Source organism: Streptomyces sp. NPDC005374 (genome assembly GCF_042872225.1).
Lineage (GTDB): Bacteria > Actinomycetota > Actinomycetes > Streptomycetales > Streptomycetaceae > Streptomyces.
On record NZ_JBIAKA010000011.1, the window covers coordinates 165,690 to 180,481 of the forward strand.

The window sequence follows — 14,792 nt, forward strand, 5'->3', positions numbered from 1 at the left end:
CCCCCGCTCTGACGAGGCCGGCTCCGGAACGAAAGGCCTCCGGCAGGGTCTCCCCCGCCGGAGGCCGTCCGTCACAGGCCGTCCGTCACAGGCCGTCCGTCACAGTTCGTCGGTCACAGCTCGTCGAGAAGGCTGGTCACCGAGCCGTTCTCGAAGATCTCCCGGATCGCGTGCGAGATCAGCGGTGCGACCGACAGGACCTCGACCTTGTCCAGGCCGGTCGCACCGGCCGTGGGCAGGGTGTCGGTGAAGACGAACCGGCTGACCCGGGAGTTCTTCAACCGGTCCACCGCGGGCCCGGACAGGATGCCGTGCGTGGCCGCCACGATGACGTCCTCGGCGCCGTTCGCGTACAGCGCGTCCGCCGCCGCGCAGATCGTTCCCGCCGTGTCGACCATGTCGTCCACCAGGACACACACCCGGCCCGCGACCTCGCCGACCACCTCGTGCACGCTGACCTGGTGGGCCACATCCTTGTCCCGCTTCTTGTGGACGATGGCCAGCGGCGCGCCGAGCCGGTCGCACCACCGGTCGGCGACCCGGACCCGGCCGGCGTCCGGTGAGACCACCGTCAGCCGTTCCCGGTCGGTGCCCGCCGCGATGTGGTCGGCGAGGATGGGCAGGGCGAAGAGATGGTCCATGGGGCCGTCGAAGAACCCCACGATCTGGTCGGTGTGCAGGTCGATCGTGATGACCCGGTCGGCACCGGCGGCGCTCAGCAGGTCAGCGACCAGCCGGGCCGAGATGGGCTCCCGGCCCTTGTGCTTCTTGTCCTGCCGCGAGTAGCCGTAGAAGGGCGCCACGACGGTGATGCTCCGGGCCGAGGCCCGTTTCAGCGCGTCGATCATGATGAGCTGCTCCATGATCCACGTGTTGATGGGCGCCGTGTGGGACTGCGTGACGAAGCAGTCCGCGCCGCGCACCGACTCCTCGAAGCGGACGTAGATCTCCCCGTTGGCGAAGTCCCGTGCCTGGGTAGGCACCAGGCGGGTGCCGAGTTCCCGGGCGATGCGGTCGGCGAGGTCGGGGTGGGCCCGGCCGGAGAACAGGAGCATCTCCCGCCGGGCGCCACGGGTCACGGAGGTCACCGGCCGAGCACCGGGTAGTCGGTGTAGCCGCGGTGGTCGCCGCCGTAGTAGGCCGACTCGTCGGCCGTGTTGAACGGTCCGCCGGAGGCGATACGGGCCGGCAGGTCGGGGTTGGCCAGGAAGAGGGCGCCGAGCGAGACGGCGTCGGCCAGGCCGTCGTCCAGGATCTGCTGCGCGGTCTCGGCGGAGGCCGGGAAGGAGTCCGGGGTGGCGTGCGGGTTGACCACCAGGCCGCCCTGCCACAGCTCGCGCACGGCCCGGGTGACAGGGCGCGAGACGATCTCGCAGACCTCCAGGAACGCCAGCTCCGGCAGCGCCGGGACGAGGGCCGCGTAGAGCGCCTGGGTGTCGCCCTCGGCGATGTCGTTGTAGGTGTTGCCGGGCGAGAGGCGCACGCTGGTGCGCTCGTTGCCGATCGCGGCGGCGACGGCCTCGGTGACCTCGACGGTGAGCCGGATCCGGCCCGCGAGCGAACCGCCGTAGGAGTCGGTGCGGTGGTTGGTGTTCTCGGCGAGGAACTGGTGCAGCAGGAAGCCGTTGCCGGCGTGCACCTGGACGCCGTCGAACCCGGCCTCGACCGCTGCCCGGGCGGCGTCCGCGAAGTCCCGTACGGTGGCGGCGATCTCGTCGGCGGTCAGCTCGTGCGGGACCGGGTAGTCCTGCGGGCCGGCCGGGGTGAAGCACTGTCCGGCGGCGGCGATCGCGGACGGGGCGACCGGCCGGTGGGCGCTGTCGTACAGCGCGGGGTGGCCGATGCGGCCCGAGTGCATCAGCTGGACCACGATCTTTCCGCCCGCAGCGTGCACGGCGTCCGTGACGGTGCGCCAGCTCTTCACCTGCTCGGGGTGGTGCAGGCCGGGCGTGTTGAGGAAGCCCTGGCCGACCTGGGAGGGCTGGGTGCCCTCGGTGATGATCAGGCCGGCGGAGGCACGCTGGGCGTAGTACTCGGCCATCAGCTCGGTGGCCCCACCGCACGGCTTGGCCCGGTTGCGGGTCATGGGGGCCATCACGAGCCGGTTGTCCAGGGTGAGCTTGCCGAAGGTGACGGAGTCGAACAGCGAGGTCATGATCTTCCTTTACGAGGGTGTCAGGCGCGGTCGGTCTGGTGGCGGGCGTAGGCGGCGGCGAGGCGGCCGCCGACCTCGGCGGTGGAGATGAGGACGGCCATGTTGGCCTGGGCGGTGCGGCCTCCGGTGGCCCGGTCGACCGCGTGCATCAGGTACTTGGTCAGTCCCTGGCCGCCCACGCCGTCCCGCTCGGCCTGCGCGAGCGCGTCCTGGATGGCGGCCTCGGCCTCGGCCCGGTCGACGGCGTCCTCGGCGCGCGGCGGGGTGGCGACGATCACGCCGCCGGGGTGGCCGGTGGCCCAGTGGGTGGCGACGACCTCGGCGATCAGGTCCTCGTCGTCGATGCGGTGCGGGGACCTGATGCCGCTGGAGGCGCAGTAGAAGGCCGGGAAGTCGTCGCAGCCGTGGGAGAGGACCGGGACGCACTGCGTCTCCAGGTACTCCATGGTGAGTTTCAGGTCGAGGATCATCTTGGCGCCGGCGCACACGACCGCGACCTTGGAGCGGGTGAGCTGGATCAGGTCCGAGGAGACGTCCATGGTGGTCTCGGCCCCGCGGTGGACGCCGCCGAGGCCGGCCGAGGAGAACCACGGGATGCCGGCCAGTTCGGCGGCGACGAGCGAGGAGGCGACGGTGGTCGCGCCGGGACCCCGGCGGGCCAGCACCACGGGCAGGTCGCGGCTGGAGACCTTGGGGATGCCGGTCCCGGACGCGAACCGCTCGATGTCCTGCTCGGTCATGCCGACCTTGAGGGCCCCGTCCTCGACGCAGATCGTCGCCGGGACGGAGCCGCCCTTGCGGACGGCGGCCTCGACCTCGTACGCCGTCTCGGCGTTGTGCGGGTAGGCCAGGCCGTGGGTGATGACGTTCGACTCCAGCGCGACGACGGGCCGCCGTTCGTGCAGGGCCTCACGGACCTCTTCGCTGTAGTGGATCGGGATACGGGTGCTCATCGGGTACCTTCTCGGGTTCCTTCGGCGGGGACCGGCTCGGAGCCGGGAACGGGCCGGGAGTAGTTCGGCTGCTTCCACAGCAGATGGGCCTTGGCCTCGATCTCGGGTGTGTGCACCCGTTCCGTCCACCGCGACGGCTCGACGGGCTGGACTGCGATCGACACCGCACCTTCCTCGACCCCGAACACCCGGGTGACGGTGTCGGTCAGGGCGGCGACCAGCTCGGATCGCTCGGCCTCGGTGAAGGTGCGGGGGAAATGGCTGATGGTGATGTGCGGCACGGCCGCGTCCCTTTCGGTCGGGACCTCGCCCCGCGGCGGGGGAACTCACGGGGCGAGGAGTCTCAGTGACGGTGTGTCAGATCCCGTATGCGGGCGATCAGTTCGTTCACTCCGTGCTTCTTGAGCACGCCGTAGTGGTCGCCGTCGAGGTCCACGAGCACCGGCGGCCGGGCCGAGTAGCCGGAGCTGGCTTCCAGGAAGGAGTAGTCGTCGCCGCGCGCCCTGAAGACCGTGACGGGCGCCTCGATGCGGCGCTCGCGCAGTTCGCGGAAGCTGTACTCGAACTCGTAGGTCCCGGCGACGATCCGGGTGATACGGCGGATCGTTTCCTCACCCAGGGCCGGCAGCCGGTCGTGGACGAACTCGACGAAGGAGTCCTCGTCGGTCACCTGCCGCAGACAGGCCTGTACGGCGGGGCCGTGGGTGGTGCCCGCGAAGACGGAGAACAGGATGGTGACGTAGGCCGGGTTGGCGAAGGACGCCTCACGGCCCCACTGCCGCCCGTCCCCTGATCCGACCTCGGGGTTGCCGGGGCAGATCAGCAGCAGGCTGTCCACCTTCTCGCCGGACCGCTCCAGCTGCCACGCCGCCTCGAAGGCCACGCGCGCGCCGAAGGAGTAGCCCCACAGCGTGTACGGTCCGGACGGCTGGGCCCGGCGGATCTCCGCGACGTCCGCCGTCGCCATCTCCCGGATGGTGCCGTGCGGCACCTCGCCGGGGTTGATCCCGTGGGCCTGGATCCCGGTCACGGGCCGGTCCAGGCCCACCCCTTGGGCCAGCAGGCGCAGGTTCATCGGGTAGCCGCCGAGGCCCGGCCAGCAGAAGACCGGATCGCCGGGGCCGCCGTGCAGCGGCACCAGCCGGGAGCCGGTCTCCGGGGCGCCGCGGTCGATGCGGGCGGCGAGGTCGGCCAGCTTCGGCGACTCGAAGATCACCTGGAGCGGCAGGCCGGCGTCGAACTCCCGGTTGATCCGGTTGACCAGCGCGACGGCGTGCAGCGAGTTGCCGCCCGATGCGAAGAACTCGTCCTGGACGGACACATCCTCGTACTTCAGCATCCGGCCCCACTCGGCGGCCAGCCAGCGTTCCGTCGCCGTGGCGGGGGCGACGTACTCGGCGGCGCTGCGGATCGCGGCGACCTCCGGGAGCGCGGCCGTGGCCTTGGCGTCGATCTTCCCGTTGGCGGTCAGCGGTAGTTCGTTCACCACCACGACCCGGGCCGGGATCATGTAGTCGGGCAGGAACCGCGCCATGTCGTCGCGGATCAGTTCGGCCGGGCCCCGGGTGTGCACGGCGTCCTCGGCCATGCCCTCGTGCGCGGCCTGGTCGGTGCTGATCCGGCCGCCGACGAAGAAGTACGAGGCGGGAGCGGGAGGCGCTCCGGCGGCGGCCAGCAGATCGTCCAGGCGGCGGGCGGCCGGCAAAGGATTGCCCGACTTGGAGGAGTAACCGGAGGACATCAGACCGAAGCCCGCGGTGCGCTGGAGGCGGTGCAGCAGGGTGCCGAGGACGATGTAGTGCCGCCACGCGTCGGTGGCCCGGGAGACGGCGCTGATCCCGAAGGCGGAGCGCTCGTACACGCTCTGGTTGATGGCGATGACGTGCCGCTTCTCCACGACCCCGGAGCCGACCGGGTCGAGCCGTCCGTCCCGGTGGCGGTAGAGCCCCGCCGGCAGTCCCGCCACCAGGTCCCCGTGGGCCTGGACGAACAGCTCGGCCTCCTCCGGCCGCTCCCGGTCCCGGTACGGGGTGATCTCGAAGGTGCCCAGGTACCGGTCGCCGTCGGCCGCGTCGAGCCGGTCCGCGACCGCCGGGTCGAAGCCCACCGGGGCGATGGTCAGGCCGAGTTCGGGCAGAACCTCCTCGAAGACGCCGAGCATGTGGCCGGCCTCGAACTCCAGGACCTCCAGGATGTTGTTCTTGTACACGGGCTCGATGGCCTGTGTCCGCCCGAGGAAGTGCACCCGCAGCACCGGACGGGACGTGCCGTGGCCCGGGTCGCCGACGCGCACCAGGGTGTGGTCGGCGGGGTGGTGGTAGTAGACGCCGGACAGCCCGAACAGGCCGTCGATCTCCAGATACGTCTGGGTGGCGTACAGGGCGCCGGGCGAGGCGTAGGCGTACTTCGGCAGCAGCCGTTCGTCGCTGCGGAACGGGCCGAACCAGCGCAGGAGCCGGCCGAGCTCCGTCAGCGTGAGCTCGCTGAGCGCCCGGGGCGCGCAGAGCGTACGGCGGCGCGGGGAGAGCAGGGCGAGCACGTCGTCCGCGGTGACCGCGCCGCCGTCGTAACGGCGGTAGGTCTTGCGGGCGAAGGCCTCGCGGCGCTGTGCCTCGGTGGCCTGCCGGCCGGGCAGTTCGAGCACGGGGCGGCCTGCCAGTTCGGCGGGGCCGCGCAGTCCCGGGTTGGAGAGCTGGGCCCTGACCTGGACCTTGGACGCCTTGGACCGGTGGTGGGCGGCGTCGTCGCGGCCCTGGTCCATGACCGCGGCGGTGCGCTCGTTCAACTCCACTGCCGCGACGAGGGACTGGCCGCCGGTGCGGGGATCGTCGGTGACGACGGCGGCCGCGCGCCGCACCCAGGTGTGCTCCTCGATCCGGGACGCCACCTCCTCCAACTCGACCCGGTAGCCGCGCAGTTTGACCTGGTTGTCGGTACGGCCGGTGAACTGGACGGTGCCGTCCGGGTTCCACTGGCACAGGTCGCCCGTGCGGTACAGGCGTTCCGTCGGATTGAACGGCGAGGTGAGGAAGCGTCCGGCGGTCGCCTCGGGCAGGCCGATGTAGCCGCGGGCGACCTGGACGCCGCCGACGAACAGCTCACCGCTCTCGCCGATGTCGACCGGCTGCATGTTCTCGTCGAGGATGTAGCAGGTCACGTTGTCGGCGGGCACGCCGACCGGCAGGATCCCGGCCGGTGCGGCGTCGAGGGCGTCGGGGTCGATCCAGTGCGAGGTGGCGTTGATCGTGGTCTCGGTCGGGCCGTAGAGGTTGACCAGGGTGACGCCCGGCAGGGCCGTGAACAGCTCCTGGGCCAGTGGGCGGGTGAGGGCCTCGCCGCCGGAGAAGAGCCGGGTCAGGGAGGTGCAGGCGCCGAACTCCTCGGTGTCGACGAGGGCTTGGAGCAGGGTGGGCACGGCCTGGAGCGCGGTCACCCGGTGCGCGCAGATCATGGCGATGACGGCCTCGGGGTCCCGGAAGATACCCGGGGTTCCCATCACCACCCGTGCTCCGGCGGCGGGGGCGAGGATCTCCCACTGTGCCGCGTCGAAGCTCATCGGCGTCTTCTGGAGGATGGACACCCCGGGGCCGAGGTGTCCGCAGTTGGCCAGCCAGCGCAACTGGGAGACGATGCTGCGCTGTTCGATCATCACCCCCTTGGGCCGGCCGGTGCTGCCCGAGGTGTAGATGACGTAGGCGAGATGGTCGCCGTGCGGGGCCGGCAGGGGCGACGCCGCGTCCTCGGGGATGTCGGTGAGGTCGAGGACGACCGTGCCCTCGGGAGCCAACTGCCGTGCCTGCTCGCGCAGATGGGGCTGGGTGACGATCACCCGGGCGCCGGAGTCCTCGACCATGTGTCTGAGCCGGGCCTCCGGGTAGTCGGGCGAGAGCGGCAGATAGGCGGCGCCGGCGGTCAGGATGCCCCAGGCCCCGGTCATGAGGTCCGCGGAGGACTCGGTGTAGAGCCCTACGCAGGTGTCGGGCGTGACGCCGAGTCCGACGAGCCGGGAACCCAGCCGGTCGGCCAGGGACTTGAGCTCGTGGAAGGTCAGACTTCCGTCGGCGGTGGTGACTGCCGTGTCGTCGGGGCGCAGTCCCGCCTGGTGGGCGAGCAGGCCGCGCAGCGACGCGGGCTTGAAGGACACACCGGATATGGGTGCCTCGGTGTTCATGCGGTGATTCCCCCGAATCATTGATGAGAGTCGATCAGACCCGGCTCGCCACGCGTTCGGGCGGCGCCGGGGCGGGTCTGCGGTCCCGGCCCCGCGGCTGGGCGAGGACGACCGCGCCCACGACGGCGGCCGCGCCGAGGAGTTGGAGCGGGCGCAGGGTCTGGTCGAGGAAGAGGTAGCCGAGGACCGTCGCGCACAGCGGTGAGGCGAAGGACAGGAAGGAGGCGGCGAGGGCCGGCAGCCGGGACAGACCGCGGAACCACAGGACGTAGGCGATGAGCGCGCCGATGACGCTGAGGTAGAGGAAGCCGCCGACGTTGGTCCAGGTGAGGTGGTCGGGCAGGCCTTCGCCGGCGAGGGTGACGGGCAGCAGGACCAGTCCGCCGACGGTGAGCTGCCAGCCGGTGAACGTCAGCAGTCCGACGCCCTCGGGACGGCCCCACCTCTTGGTGAGCACGATGCCGGAGGCCATGGACAGGGCGCCGAGGAGCCCGGCCAGGACGCCGACGCCGTCGAGACCGGCGCGCGGCTGCAGCACGAGCAGGGCGACTCCGGCGGCGCCGACCAGGCAGGACACCAGGTGGACGGGCTGGATCCGGTCCTTCAGCAGCGCCGAGCCGAGCAGCAGCACGATCATCGGCTGGATCGACATGACCAGCGCGGCCACTCCACCGGGCAGGTGGTAGGCGGCGAGGAACAGCAGATAGAAGAAGGCGCCGATGTTCAGGACACCCAGGACGACGGCCCGCCACCACCAGATGCCCCTGGGGAGCGTCCTGGTCATGAGCAGCAGGAGAAGTCCCGCGGGCAGGGCGCGCAGGGTGGAGGCCAGCAGCGGCCGGTCCGGCGGCAGGAACTCGGTGGTGATGAGGTACGTCGATCCCCAGACGGCGGGGGCGAGCGCGGTGAGGGCGGAGGTCGCGGCGAGGCGCTGACTGCTCACGTGGTGGCTCCGGAGTCGGTCGTCCCGAAGAAACGGTCGCCGAAGTCGCCGATGCCCGGGACCATGAACGCGTGCTGGTTGAGCCGGTCCTCGATCGCGCTGGTGACGATCGTGACCTGGGGGCGTTCGGTGCCCACCCGGCGCAGCCCCTCGGGGGAGGACAGGAAGTTGATCATGATGATGTGCTTCTCGGGCACCCCGGCCTCGCGCAGCACGTCGATCGCGGCGATCGCGGAGCCGCCGGTGGCGAGCATCGGCTCCAGCAGCAGTACGTGGCCGTCGGCGATGTCCGCGGGCAGGTGCTGGTAGTACAGGTGCGGCAGTTTGGTCCGCTTGTCGCGCTGGATGAGGATCTTGCCGACGCGGATGCCGGGGTGGAGGTAGCGCAGTTCGCCCTCCATGGCCTCGCCCGCCCGGATGACGGGCACCGCGCAGATCTTCGAGGCGAACTCGAGTCCCTGGTAGGTGGTGCCGACCGGGGTGGTGACGTCCTTCTTGGTGAACGGCAGGAGGTCGAGGCCGGCTTCGAGCAGCTGCCGGATGACACGGCGCGAGTGGAAGACGAAGTCCTCCCGGGTGCAGTCCTTGTCCCGGACGATCGTGTGGATGGCGCGGAGCTGGTCGGTCTGCGGGAGCAGATGGACGTTGTGGCCCGTGGTCACGGCGTGGGCTCCTTCGGGTCTGTTGGGTCCGACTCGTACGACTCGCTCGACTCTCTCGACTCGTTCGGCGAGGGCACGGCGAAGGGAGGGGCGTCCGGGCCGGATCGCGGTCCGGACGCCCCCGCTTCGGTGCTGCGCTCAGCCGATCTCGTCGAAGGCGCGACGAGCCTCGGCGACGAACTTCGCGACCTTGGCACGGTCCTTGCGCCCGTCGGGGCCCTCCAGGCCGGTGTGCGCGTCGACGGCGGCGGGCCGGACCGCGCGGATGGCGTCGCCCACGTTCTCCGGGTTCAGACCGCCGGCCATCATCAGCGGCTTGGGCGAACGCCGGACGAGCTCGGCGGAGACGTTCCAGTCGTGGGTGAGGCCGGTGGCACCCTTGGCGCCGGTCCTCGGGTCGAAGGTGTCCGTGATGTACATGTCGACGAAGGCGTGGGTGTCGTCGACGAGCTTCAGCAGTTCCTCGGCGTTGTCCTGCTTGACGACGAGGGACTTGAGCACGAAGAGGTCCGGCCGGATCTCCTTGAGGCGGCGCAGCTGCCCGGTCTCCACGTCACCGTGCAACTGCACGGCGACGACGCCGAGTTCGTGGCAGAAGTCGCTGATCTCCTGGGCGTCGGTGAGATAGCTGATCAGGACGCCGGCGTGCGGGGCTTCGAGGCCCTTGATGATCATCGCGGCGTCCTGCTCGGGAATGTCGTCCTTGCCGGACGGCAGACGCAGCGCGAAGCCGATCCAGTCGGCGCCCTGCCCGATGATCATGTCCGCCTCGGCGGCGTCGATGACGCCTGCGACCTGGACGAGCTTGTTGACTGTGGTCACGAAGACCAACCCCCCTGTTGGTGCGCGGAGTTCGCGCTTGGTTGTGATGTGGTGTCAGCGTCCGTACGTCTCGCTGAAGCAGGTCAGCGCACGGTCCCGGCGCCCCGGGTGAAGCCGGCTCTCGGCCGGGTGACCCAGCGGCATGAGCAGGGCGATGTGCAGGTCGTCGCGGCCGTCGATGCCGATGGCCTTCTTGACCTCCCCCTCGTCCCAGCCGTTCATCGGGCTGGTGGCCAGACCTGCGGCCTCGGCGGCGACCATGAGGAAGGACGCGGCGATCATGGCGTCCTTGACCGCGTACTCCCGCTCCAGGCCCCGGCCCGCAAGGTCCTCGTAGAAGAGGCGGGTGTCGTCGGGCGAAGCGGCGGCGAACCGTTCGGACCACGCCCCGCGATGCGTCGCGGTGTCCCACACGTCGCCGCGGTCCTCGCGCCAGGCGGCGGACTCGGCGACGAACACGAGCATCACCGGCGCTTCCTGCGGATGCGGCTGTCCGCCGGTGGCCGCGGTGAGCGCCCGGCGCCCCTCCTCCGAGGTGACGGTCACGACGGAGCGGGCCTGCAGATTGAAGCTCGACGGCGCCTCCAGGGCCAGATCCACCAGCTCCGCGAGCAGCGCGCCTGGTACCGGATCGGGCCGGTAGTGGCGAATACTGCGGCGGGAACGGATGATCCGGGAAACGGTGGCGTGATCGACGTTCGGTGCGTTCACGACCTTACCCCCTGACTTTTCGATGTCGAACTATCTGACGTCGAGAAGCTATGCCATGAACTACACTTGCGTCAAACACTTCGTTGTCAAACTAAATCTGAACGGGAGGTGACCTCATGCGTGACTCCGTCGACGAGTTCATGGACCAGTGGGCCGCCCAGCGCACCGATCTCGACCTCGACGCCATGGGCACGGTGGGCCGCATCCTGCGGCTGTCACGACTGGTGAACGCCCGGCTCAAGGACTATTTCACGCAGTACGACATGGAGACGTGGGAGTTCGACGTCCTCGCCACCCTGCGCCGCAGCGGGCAACCGCTCACGGCCAAGGCGCTGGCCGGCAGCATCATGATCGGCTCGGCCGCGCTCACCAACCGCATCGACCGGCTGGTCGCCCGCGGTCTGGTCACCCGCGAGTCCGTGCCCGGCGACCGGCGCAGCCTGCACATCGCCCTCACCGACGAGGGGCGCGACCTGGTCGACCGCACCGTGGAAGGGCACGTCCAGAACCAGCTGAAGATCCTCGCGGGCCTGACTCCGGACGACCGCGAGGACCTCACCCGCGTCCTGCGCACCCTGCTGGTCTCGCTCGGCGACACCCGCTGAACCCGCCGCACACACAACGCCTCGCCGCCGCCCGGCAGTTACGGCACGGACGACGACGAGGCGGACACGGGGTCACCGGCTCGGCCGGCTCACCGTCAGTAGGCGACGGGCCAACCGCGGAACGACCAGCCGTTCCAGGAGGAACGCCTCCACGCTGGGCGCCAGCTGCTCGAAGCGCTCCGCGTCGATCCAGTCCGGGCCCTCTTCCGGTGCGCCGAGGACACCGCCCGCGCGGTCGAGGAAGACCGGTGCCTCCTGGACCATCCCGACACAGTAGAACTTCTCGGGGGACAGAGGCAGCGGGGAGTCGACCACCGGCTCGCAGTAGAACTGGTGCTCCTCGGCCTCCTCCAGACCGAAGAGCTGCACGGACGGTCCGCAGCCCACACCGTCCAGCACCCGGCAGAAGTCCAGGAACTCCCGCGGCACCCCTCCGGCCTCCGCGACCGCCGCCGTCTCCTCGTCGATCGTCCCTCCGAGCGTGAACCCGAGGAGGTCCACGCTCTCCGCCAGTGCCAGCCGAAGGGCGTCCACCGTCGTGATCAGAGGGGACGGCGTATCGCTCTCGCTAGTCATCCGGCCACCGCTTCATGTCGATGTTGATCGGATCTCCGTGCGGGAGATCCAGGGCGGCCGTGCACTGCGGGTCGGTGAAGGCCTGTTGCGCCGTGAGGTCGCCGCGCAGCAGGCTACGGGCCCGCTCCTCGTCCTTCGCGACACCCAGCAACTCCCCCTCCTTCCCGGCAGTCGCTCCAGTATCCAGCAGCGGCCCGGGAGCGGAGGTCGGAGTGAGGGACTCAGACCCGGCCCGCTCTTGCGGCCACGGCCGCCCACCCCGGCAGATCGACCTCGGCACGCACGGTCTTTCCCGGCGGCGGCTCCCGGTCCAGTACCTCCCACCGGTCGGCGAGGGCGTCGACGAGGACGAGCCCGCGACCCCCGTCGCCGAGCGGCCGCAGCGGTCGTACGACGGGAAAGGGCTCGTCGCGGGTGTCGGTGACCTCGATACGGACACTGCCGGTGACGAGAGCGAGTCGCAGCTCGAAGTCCCGCCCCGGGACCCGGCCGTGGGTCACCGCGTTCGCGGCGAGTTCGGCGACGATCACGGCGACGGCGTCGGAGACCGGGGTGCCGTGCGGGACGCCCCAGTCGTGCAGCTGGTTCAGGGCGAGGTGGCGGGCGAGGCGGGCGCCGCGCGGGGTGGGACTGAGGCGCTGAGTGAACATACGTACGGTAACCGGCGGTTGGTGGGTGCGAGGTGCGGTCATGGACCCAATCTGGCGGTCCTGCCGGGCCCTTCACCAGGTGGGGCGCGCGTACGCTGCGGCAGCGTACGCGGTCACGGACTGGACAGTACGAGTTACGTACCGTGACCATGAGCGCGGGAGGTGACCGACTGTGGTCGAAGGTGGCGGTGAGCCGGAGTCGTCGGACAGCATGCGGACGTTCGGGGCGGTGCTGCAAGCCCTGCGGGAGCATTCGGGGTTGAGCCGGGAGGAGTTCGGCGACCTGGTGGGCTTCTCCAAACACACTGTGGCGTCAGTGGAGTTGGGTCGCCGGATGCCGGATCTGGTGCTCGTGGAGCGGGGCGAGGAGGCGACGGGGAACACGGGTGCGCTGCGGAAGTCGTTCCCGAAGCTGGCTCGGCAGCCGGGACTGGCGGCGTGGTTTCGGCAGTGGGCGGGGCTGGAGGCGACGGCGATCACGCTGTACACGTATGAATGCCGGTTGATTCCGGGGCTGTTGCAGACGGAGGCGTACGCGCGGCAGCTCTTCACCGACGAACTCCCGCCGCTGGACGACGAACAGATCGAGGCACAGTGGGTCGCCCGGGCGGAACGACAGAAGTTGCTGCGGGACCGGCCGAACACCGCCTACAGCTTCATCATCGAGGAACATCTGCTTCTCCGTCGCACGGGCGGAACGCAGACGACGCGGGAGCTCGTGGAACACCTGCTGGAGGTCTCTGAGCTGCGGAACGTCGAGATGCAGGTCATGCCATCGGTACGCGAGTCGCACGCTGGACTGCATGGCCCAATCCGCCTGGCGGAAACCTCGGAGACCCAGTGGTTCGCCTACAACGAAGGCCAGTTGAGCGGCTTGTTGATCTCCGACCCGAAAGCGGTCAGCGTGCTCCAACGGCGGTATGCCAGGATGCGTTCACAGGCTCTCACCATCTCGGACTCCGTGAGCCTGTTGCAGCGGATGCGAGGGGACCTATGAGCACCAGTGAACTGGCCTGGTTCAAGAGCAGCTACAGCAGCGGCTCCGGCGACGACTGCGTCGAAGTCGCGCTCTCCTGGCGCAAGTCCAGCTACAGCAGCAGCGGCGACGGCGACTGCGTCGAGGTGGCCGCCTGCCCCGCCACCATCCACATCCGCGACTCCAAGAACCCGGACGGCCCCCACCTCACCGCCGCCCCCACCCCGTGGGCCGACTTCCTCACCCACGTCACGAAGTGAGCGCGTCCCGCATCCCCTTGGCGGTGGCCGCCGGGTCGTAGCCGTCGGGAACGCCCTCGACCAGGATGATGTCGCCTTCGATGTGCCATGAGCGCAACGGGGCGATCTCCTGGTACGCGGCGGAGTCCCACCAGGCCCGCGCCTCGGCGATTCCCGGAAAGCCGATCACGACGACGTGCCCCGGCCAGCCGCCCTCCTTCACCTCGTGCTGGGTGCCGTGCACCAGGAAGCGGCCGCCGTACGGCTCGAAGGTGCCCGGGATGCGCTCGATGTACTCGGCGATCTCCGGGTGCGGCGCGGCGTTCCGCAGGTGGGCTATGGCGTAGGCGGTCATGGCGTCCTCCGGGTCGGTGCGACGGGGTACGCCGGTGAGCCTGGCACGCTGCCGGACCGGGGTCGATGACCTCAGAGGTAACCGCCGCCCCCGAAAACCACCTCGCCGACCACCGCGCCCCTCAGGGGCGATGCGTTCTCAAGCTGTGAGTCCGAGCGTGGCGATTGCGTGCTGGGGGCGTGACCGGTAGTAGTCGACTGCTGCGGATCCGGGCAGGCGGAGTCGATGCCCTGGCAGTGGCGCTGCAGGACACCGACCAGGGAGGATGGCACGCGAACGCGACCCCTGTTCTGATCAAAGGCTTCGAGAACCTTGATCATCGGCCCAGTGCCCGCACGAGCGCGTCGACGGTCACACCGACGATCGCCCGGAGTTGCTCCGGACTCGACCCGGCCCTCCCCATCACCGCGAGAGACTGGTTCACGGCCGCTACGTGCACGGCGAAGTCCTCGGCGTTCTCGTCGGACATTCCGCCGGCCTTCAGCGCGGTGCGCAGGCGCGGGCGCTGTAGGCCGAACAACTCTTTGGCACGCTCTGCGACGCTCGGGCTCAGCGCCGGACTCGCCATGACCGACTGGGCCATCAGACATCCGTCGGGCACGGCGGGGTCGGCGATGCGCCCCAGGGTGACATCGAAGAACGCACGGACGGCGGCGACGGGGTCCTCGGCCGCGCACGAGAGGGCGGCGTCGAACTTGCCGCCGTAGCGCGTGGCGTAGCGATCCAGGCAGCGAAGGAAGAGCGCGTCCTTGTCGCCGAGCGAGGAGTAGATCGAGCTGCGGTTCAGGCCGGTCGCCCGGGACAGGTCGTCGAGCGAGGTGTCGGCGTAGCCGGAGCGCCAGAACTGGATCATCGCGGCGTCGAGCACCGTGTCCATGTCGAACTGCTTCTTGCCTGCCATGCGGCCCATTCTCGCATCTTGAACCGATCAGTCCAAGATGTGCTAGCGTCAAATCACGGTCCACTTGCCTCGA

At 70.2% G+C, this 14,792-nt stretch carries 17 protein-coding genes; 3 read left to right on the forward strand and 14 right to left on the reverse strand.

The window, feature by feature from the left end; all coding sequences use genetic code 11:
• Window positions 1–113: 113 nt before the first annotated feature.
• The 9 genes from ACFYRX_RS27735 to ACFYRX_RS27775 form a co-directional block, all read right to left on the reverse strand.
• A complete protein-coding gene (locus tag ACFYRX_RS27735; RefSeq protein ID WP_389105055.1) occupies window positions 114–1,088 on the reverse strand; it encodes a ribose-phosphate diphosphokinase in 975 nt (324 codons plus the stop codon).
• Window positions 1,085–2,155 carry an alkene reductase gene (locus tag ACFYRX_RS27740; protein WP_389105058.1) on the reverse strand — a complete coding sequence of 357 codons (1,071 nt, stop codon included), beginning with the start codon at window positions 2,153–2,155 and terminating at the stop codon, window positions 1,085–1,087. Before ACFYRX_RS27740 ends, ACFYRX_RS27735 begins: the two co-directional genes overlap by 4 nt.
• A gap of 20 nt (window positions 2,156–2,175) precedes the next feature.
• On the reverse strand, window positions 2,176–3,108 hold the full coding sequence (locus ACFYRX_RS27745) for a pseudouridine-5'-phosphate glycosidase (RefSeq protein WP_389105060.1): 933 nt from the start codon (window positions 3,106–3,108) through the stop codon (window positions 2,176–2,178).
• Complete coding sequence (locus ACFYRX_RS27750) at window positions 3,105–3,389, reverse strand: tautomerase family protein (RefSeq protein WP_389105063.1); 285 nt, start codon at window positions 3,387–3,389, stop codon at window positions 3,105–3,107. Before ACFYRX_RS27750 ends, ACFYRX_RS27745 begins: the two co-directional genes overlap by 4 nt.
• A gap of 62 nt (window positions 3,390–3,451) precedes the next feature.
• Window positions 3,452–7,279, reverse strand: coding sequence for an amino acid adenylation domain-containing protein (locus ACFYRX_RS27755; RefSeq protein WP_389105066.1), 3,828 nt, complete (start codon window positions 7,277–7,279; stop codon window positions 3,452–3,454).
• Window positions 7,280–7,313: 34 nt separating this feature from the next.
• Entirely contained in the window at window positions 7,314–8,222 is a 909-nt protein-coding gene (locus tag ACFYRX_RS27760; RefSeq protein ID WP_389105069.1) for an EamA family transporter, read from the reverse strand.
• Window positions 8,219–8,884 (reverse strand): uracil phosphoribosyltransferase, encoded by a 666-nt coding sequence (gene upp / locus ACFYRX_RS27765; protein WP_389105071.1) that lies wholly within the window; start codon window positions 8,882–8,884, stop codon window positions 8,219–8,221. Before upp ends, ACFYRX_RS27760 begins: the two co-directional genes overlap by 4 nt.
• A 138-nt stretch (window positions 8,885–9,022) precedes the next feature.
• Entirely contained in the window at window positions 9,023–9,706 is a 684-nt protein-coding gene (locus tag ACFYRX_RS27770) for a phosphoribosylanthranilate isomerase (RefSeq protein ID WP_389105074.1), read from the reverse strand.
• Between the two features lie 54 nt (window positions 9,707–9,760).
• Complete coding sequence (locus ACFYRX_RS27775) at window positions 9,761–10,417, reverse strand: nitroreductase family protein (protein WP_389105077.1); 657 nt, start codon at window positions 10,415–10,417, stop codon at window positions 9,761–9,763.
• Window positions 10,418–10,533: 116 nt separating this feature from the next.
• Here ACFYRX_RS27775 and ACFYRX_RS27780 point away from each other — a divergent pair, with 116 nt between their 5' ends.
• Entirely contained in the window at window positions 10,534–11,022 is a 489-nt protein-coding gene (locus ACFYRX_RS27780) for a MarR family winged helix-turn-helix transcriptional regulator (RefSeq protein WP_389105080.1), read from the forward strand.
• A gap of 72 nt (window positions 11,023–11,094) precedes the next feature.
• Here the strand turns inward: ACFYRX_RS27780 and ACFYRX_RS27785 are convergent, their stop codons facing one another.
• From ACFYRX_RS27785 to ACFYRX_RS27795, 3 genes are all read right to left on the reverse strand, one after another.
• Window positions 11,095–11,598: a hypothetical protein gene (locus ACFYRX_RS27785; protein ID WP_389105083.1), complete on the reverse strand. Its 504-nt coding sequence runs from the start codon at window positions 11,596–11,598 to the stop codon at window positions 11,095–11,097.
• Entirely contained in the window at window positions 11,591–11,749 is a 159-nt protein-coding gene (locus ACFYRX_RS27790) for a hypothetical protein (RefSeq protein ID WP_389105086.1), read from the reverse strand. Before ACFYRX_RS27790 ends, ACFYRX_RS27785 begins: the two co-directional genes overlap by 8 nt.
• Before the next feature lie 70 nt (window positions 11,750–11,819).
• Complete coding sequence (locus tag ACFYRX_RS27795; RefSeq protein WP_389105088.1) at window positions 11,820–12,290, reverse strand: ATP-binding protein; 471 nt, start codon at window positions 12,288–12,290, stop codon at window positions 11,820–11,822.
• 169 nt (window positions 12,291–12,459) lie between these two features.
• Between ACFYRX_RS27795 and ACFYRX_RS27800 the strand changes: the two genes are divergently transcribed.
• Together ACFYRX_RS27800 and ACFYRX_RS27805 are read left to right on the forward strand one after the other, a co-directional pair.
• Window positions 12,460–13,245, forward strand: a complete 786-nt coding sequence (locus tag ACFYRX_RS27800) for a Scr1 family TA system antitoxin-like transcriptional regulator (RefSeq protein ID WP_389105090.1) — start codon at window positions 12,460–12,462, stop codon at window positions 13,243–13,245.
• Window positions 13,242–13,484, forward strand: coding sequence for a DUF397 domain-containing protein (locus ACFYRX_RS27805; RefSeq protein ID WP_389105093.1), 243 nt, complete (start codon window positions 13,242–13,244; stop codon window positions 13,482–13,484). The genes ACFYRX_RS27800 and ACFYRX_RS27805 overlap by 4 nt, the downstream gene beginning before the upstream one ends.
• On the opposite strand, the gene ACFYRX_RS27810 is transcribed toward ACFYRX_RS27805, so the two are convergent.
• Complete coding sequence (locus tag ACFYRX_RS27810; RefSeq protein ID WP_389105096.1) at window positions 13,474–13,818, reverse strand: DUF1330 domain-containing protein; 345 nt, start codon at window positions 13,816–13,818, stop codon at window positions 13,474–13,476. The two genes, ACFYRX_RS27805 and ACFYRX_RS27810, sit on opposite strands and share 11 nt — an antisense overlap.
• Before the next feature lie 316 nt (window positions 13,819–14,134).
• Complete coding sequence (locus tag ACFYRX_RS27815) at window positions 14,135–14,719, reverse strand: TetR/AcrR family transcriptional regulator (RefSeq protein ID WP_389105098.1); 585 nt, start codon at window positions 14,717–14,719, stop codon at window positions 14,135–14,137.
• Window positions 14,720–14,792: the final 73 nt, after the last annotated feature.

Bases quoted from the DNA above. Each gene is read 5' to 3' on its own strand.
- ACFYRX_RS27780 (WP_389105080.1), top strand. From the start codon at position 10,534: ATGCGTGACTCCGTCGACGAGTTCATGGACCAGTGGGCCGCCCAGCGC.
- ACFYRX_RS27810 (WP_389105096.1), bottom strand. From the start codon at position 13,818: ATGACCGCCTACGCCATAGCCCACCTGCGGAACGCCGCGCCGCACCCG.
- ACFYRX_RS27755 (WP_389105066.1), bottom strand. From the start codon at position 7,279: ATGAACACCGAGGCACCCATATCCGGTGTGTCCTTCAAGCCCGCGTCG.
- ACFYRX_RS27805 (WP_389105093.1), top strand. From the start codon at position 13,242: ATGAGCACCAGTGAACTGGCCTGGTTCAAGAGCAGCTACAGCAGCGGC.
- ACFYRX_RS27740 (WP_389105058.1), bottom strand. From the start codon at position 2,155: ATGACCTCGCTGTTCGACTCCGTCACCTTCGGCAAGCTCACCCTGGAC.
- ACFYRX_RS27815 (WP_389105098.1), bottom strand. From the start codon at position 14,719: ATGGCAGGCAAGAAGCAGTTCGACATGGACACGGTGCTCGACGCCGCG.
- ACFYRX_RS27795 (WP_389105088.1), bottom strand. From the start codon at position 12,290: ATGACCGCACCTCGCACCCACCAACCGCCGGTTACCGTACGTATGTTC.
- ACFYRX_RS27785 (WP_389105083.1), bottom strand. From the start codon at position 11,598: ATGACTAGCGAGAGCGATACGCCGTCCCCTCTGATCACGACGGTGGAC.
- ACFYRX_RS27745 (WP_389105060.1), bottom strand. From the start codon at position 3,108: ATGAGCACCCGTATCCCGATCCACTACAGCGAAGAGGTCCGTGAGGCC.
- ACFYRX_RS27800 (WP_389105090.1), top strand. From the start codon at position 12,460: ATGCGGACGTTCGGGGCGGTGCTGCAAGCCCTGCGGGAGCATTCGGGG.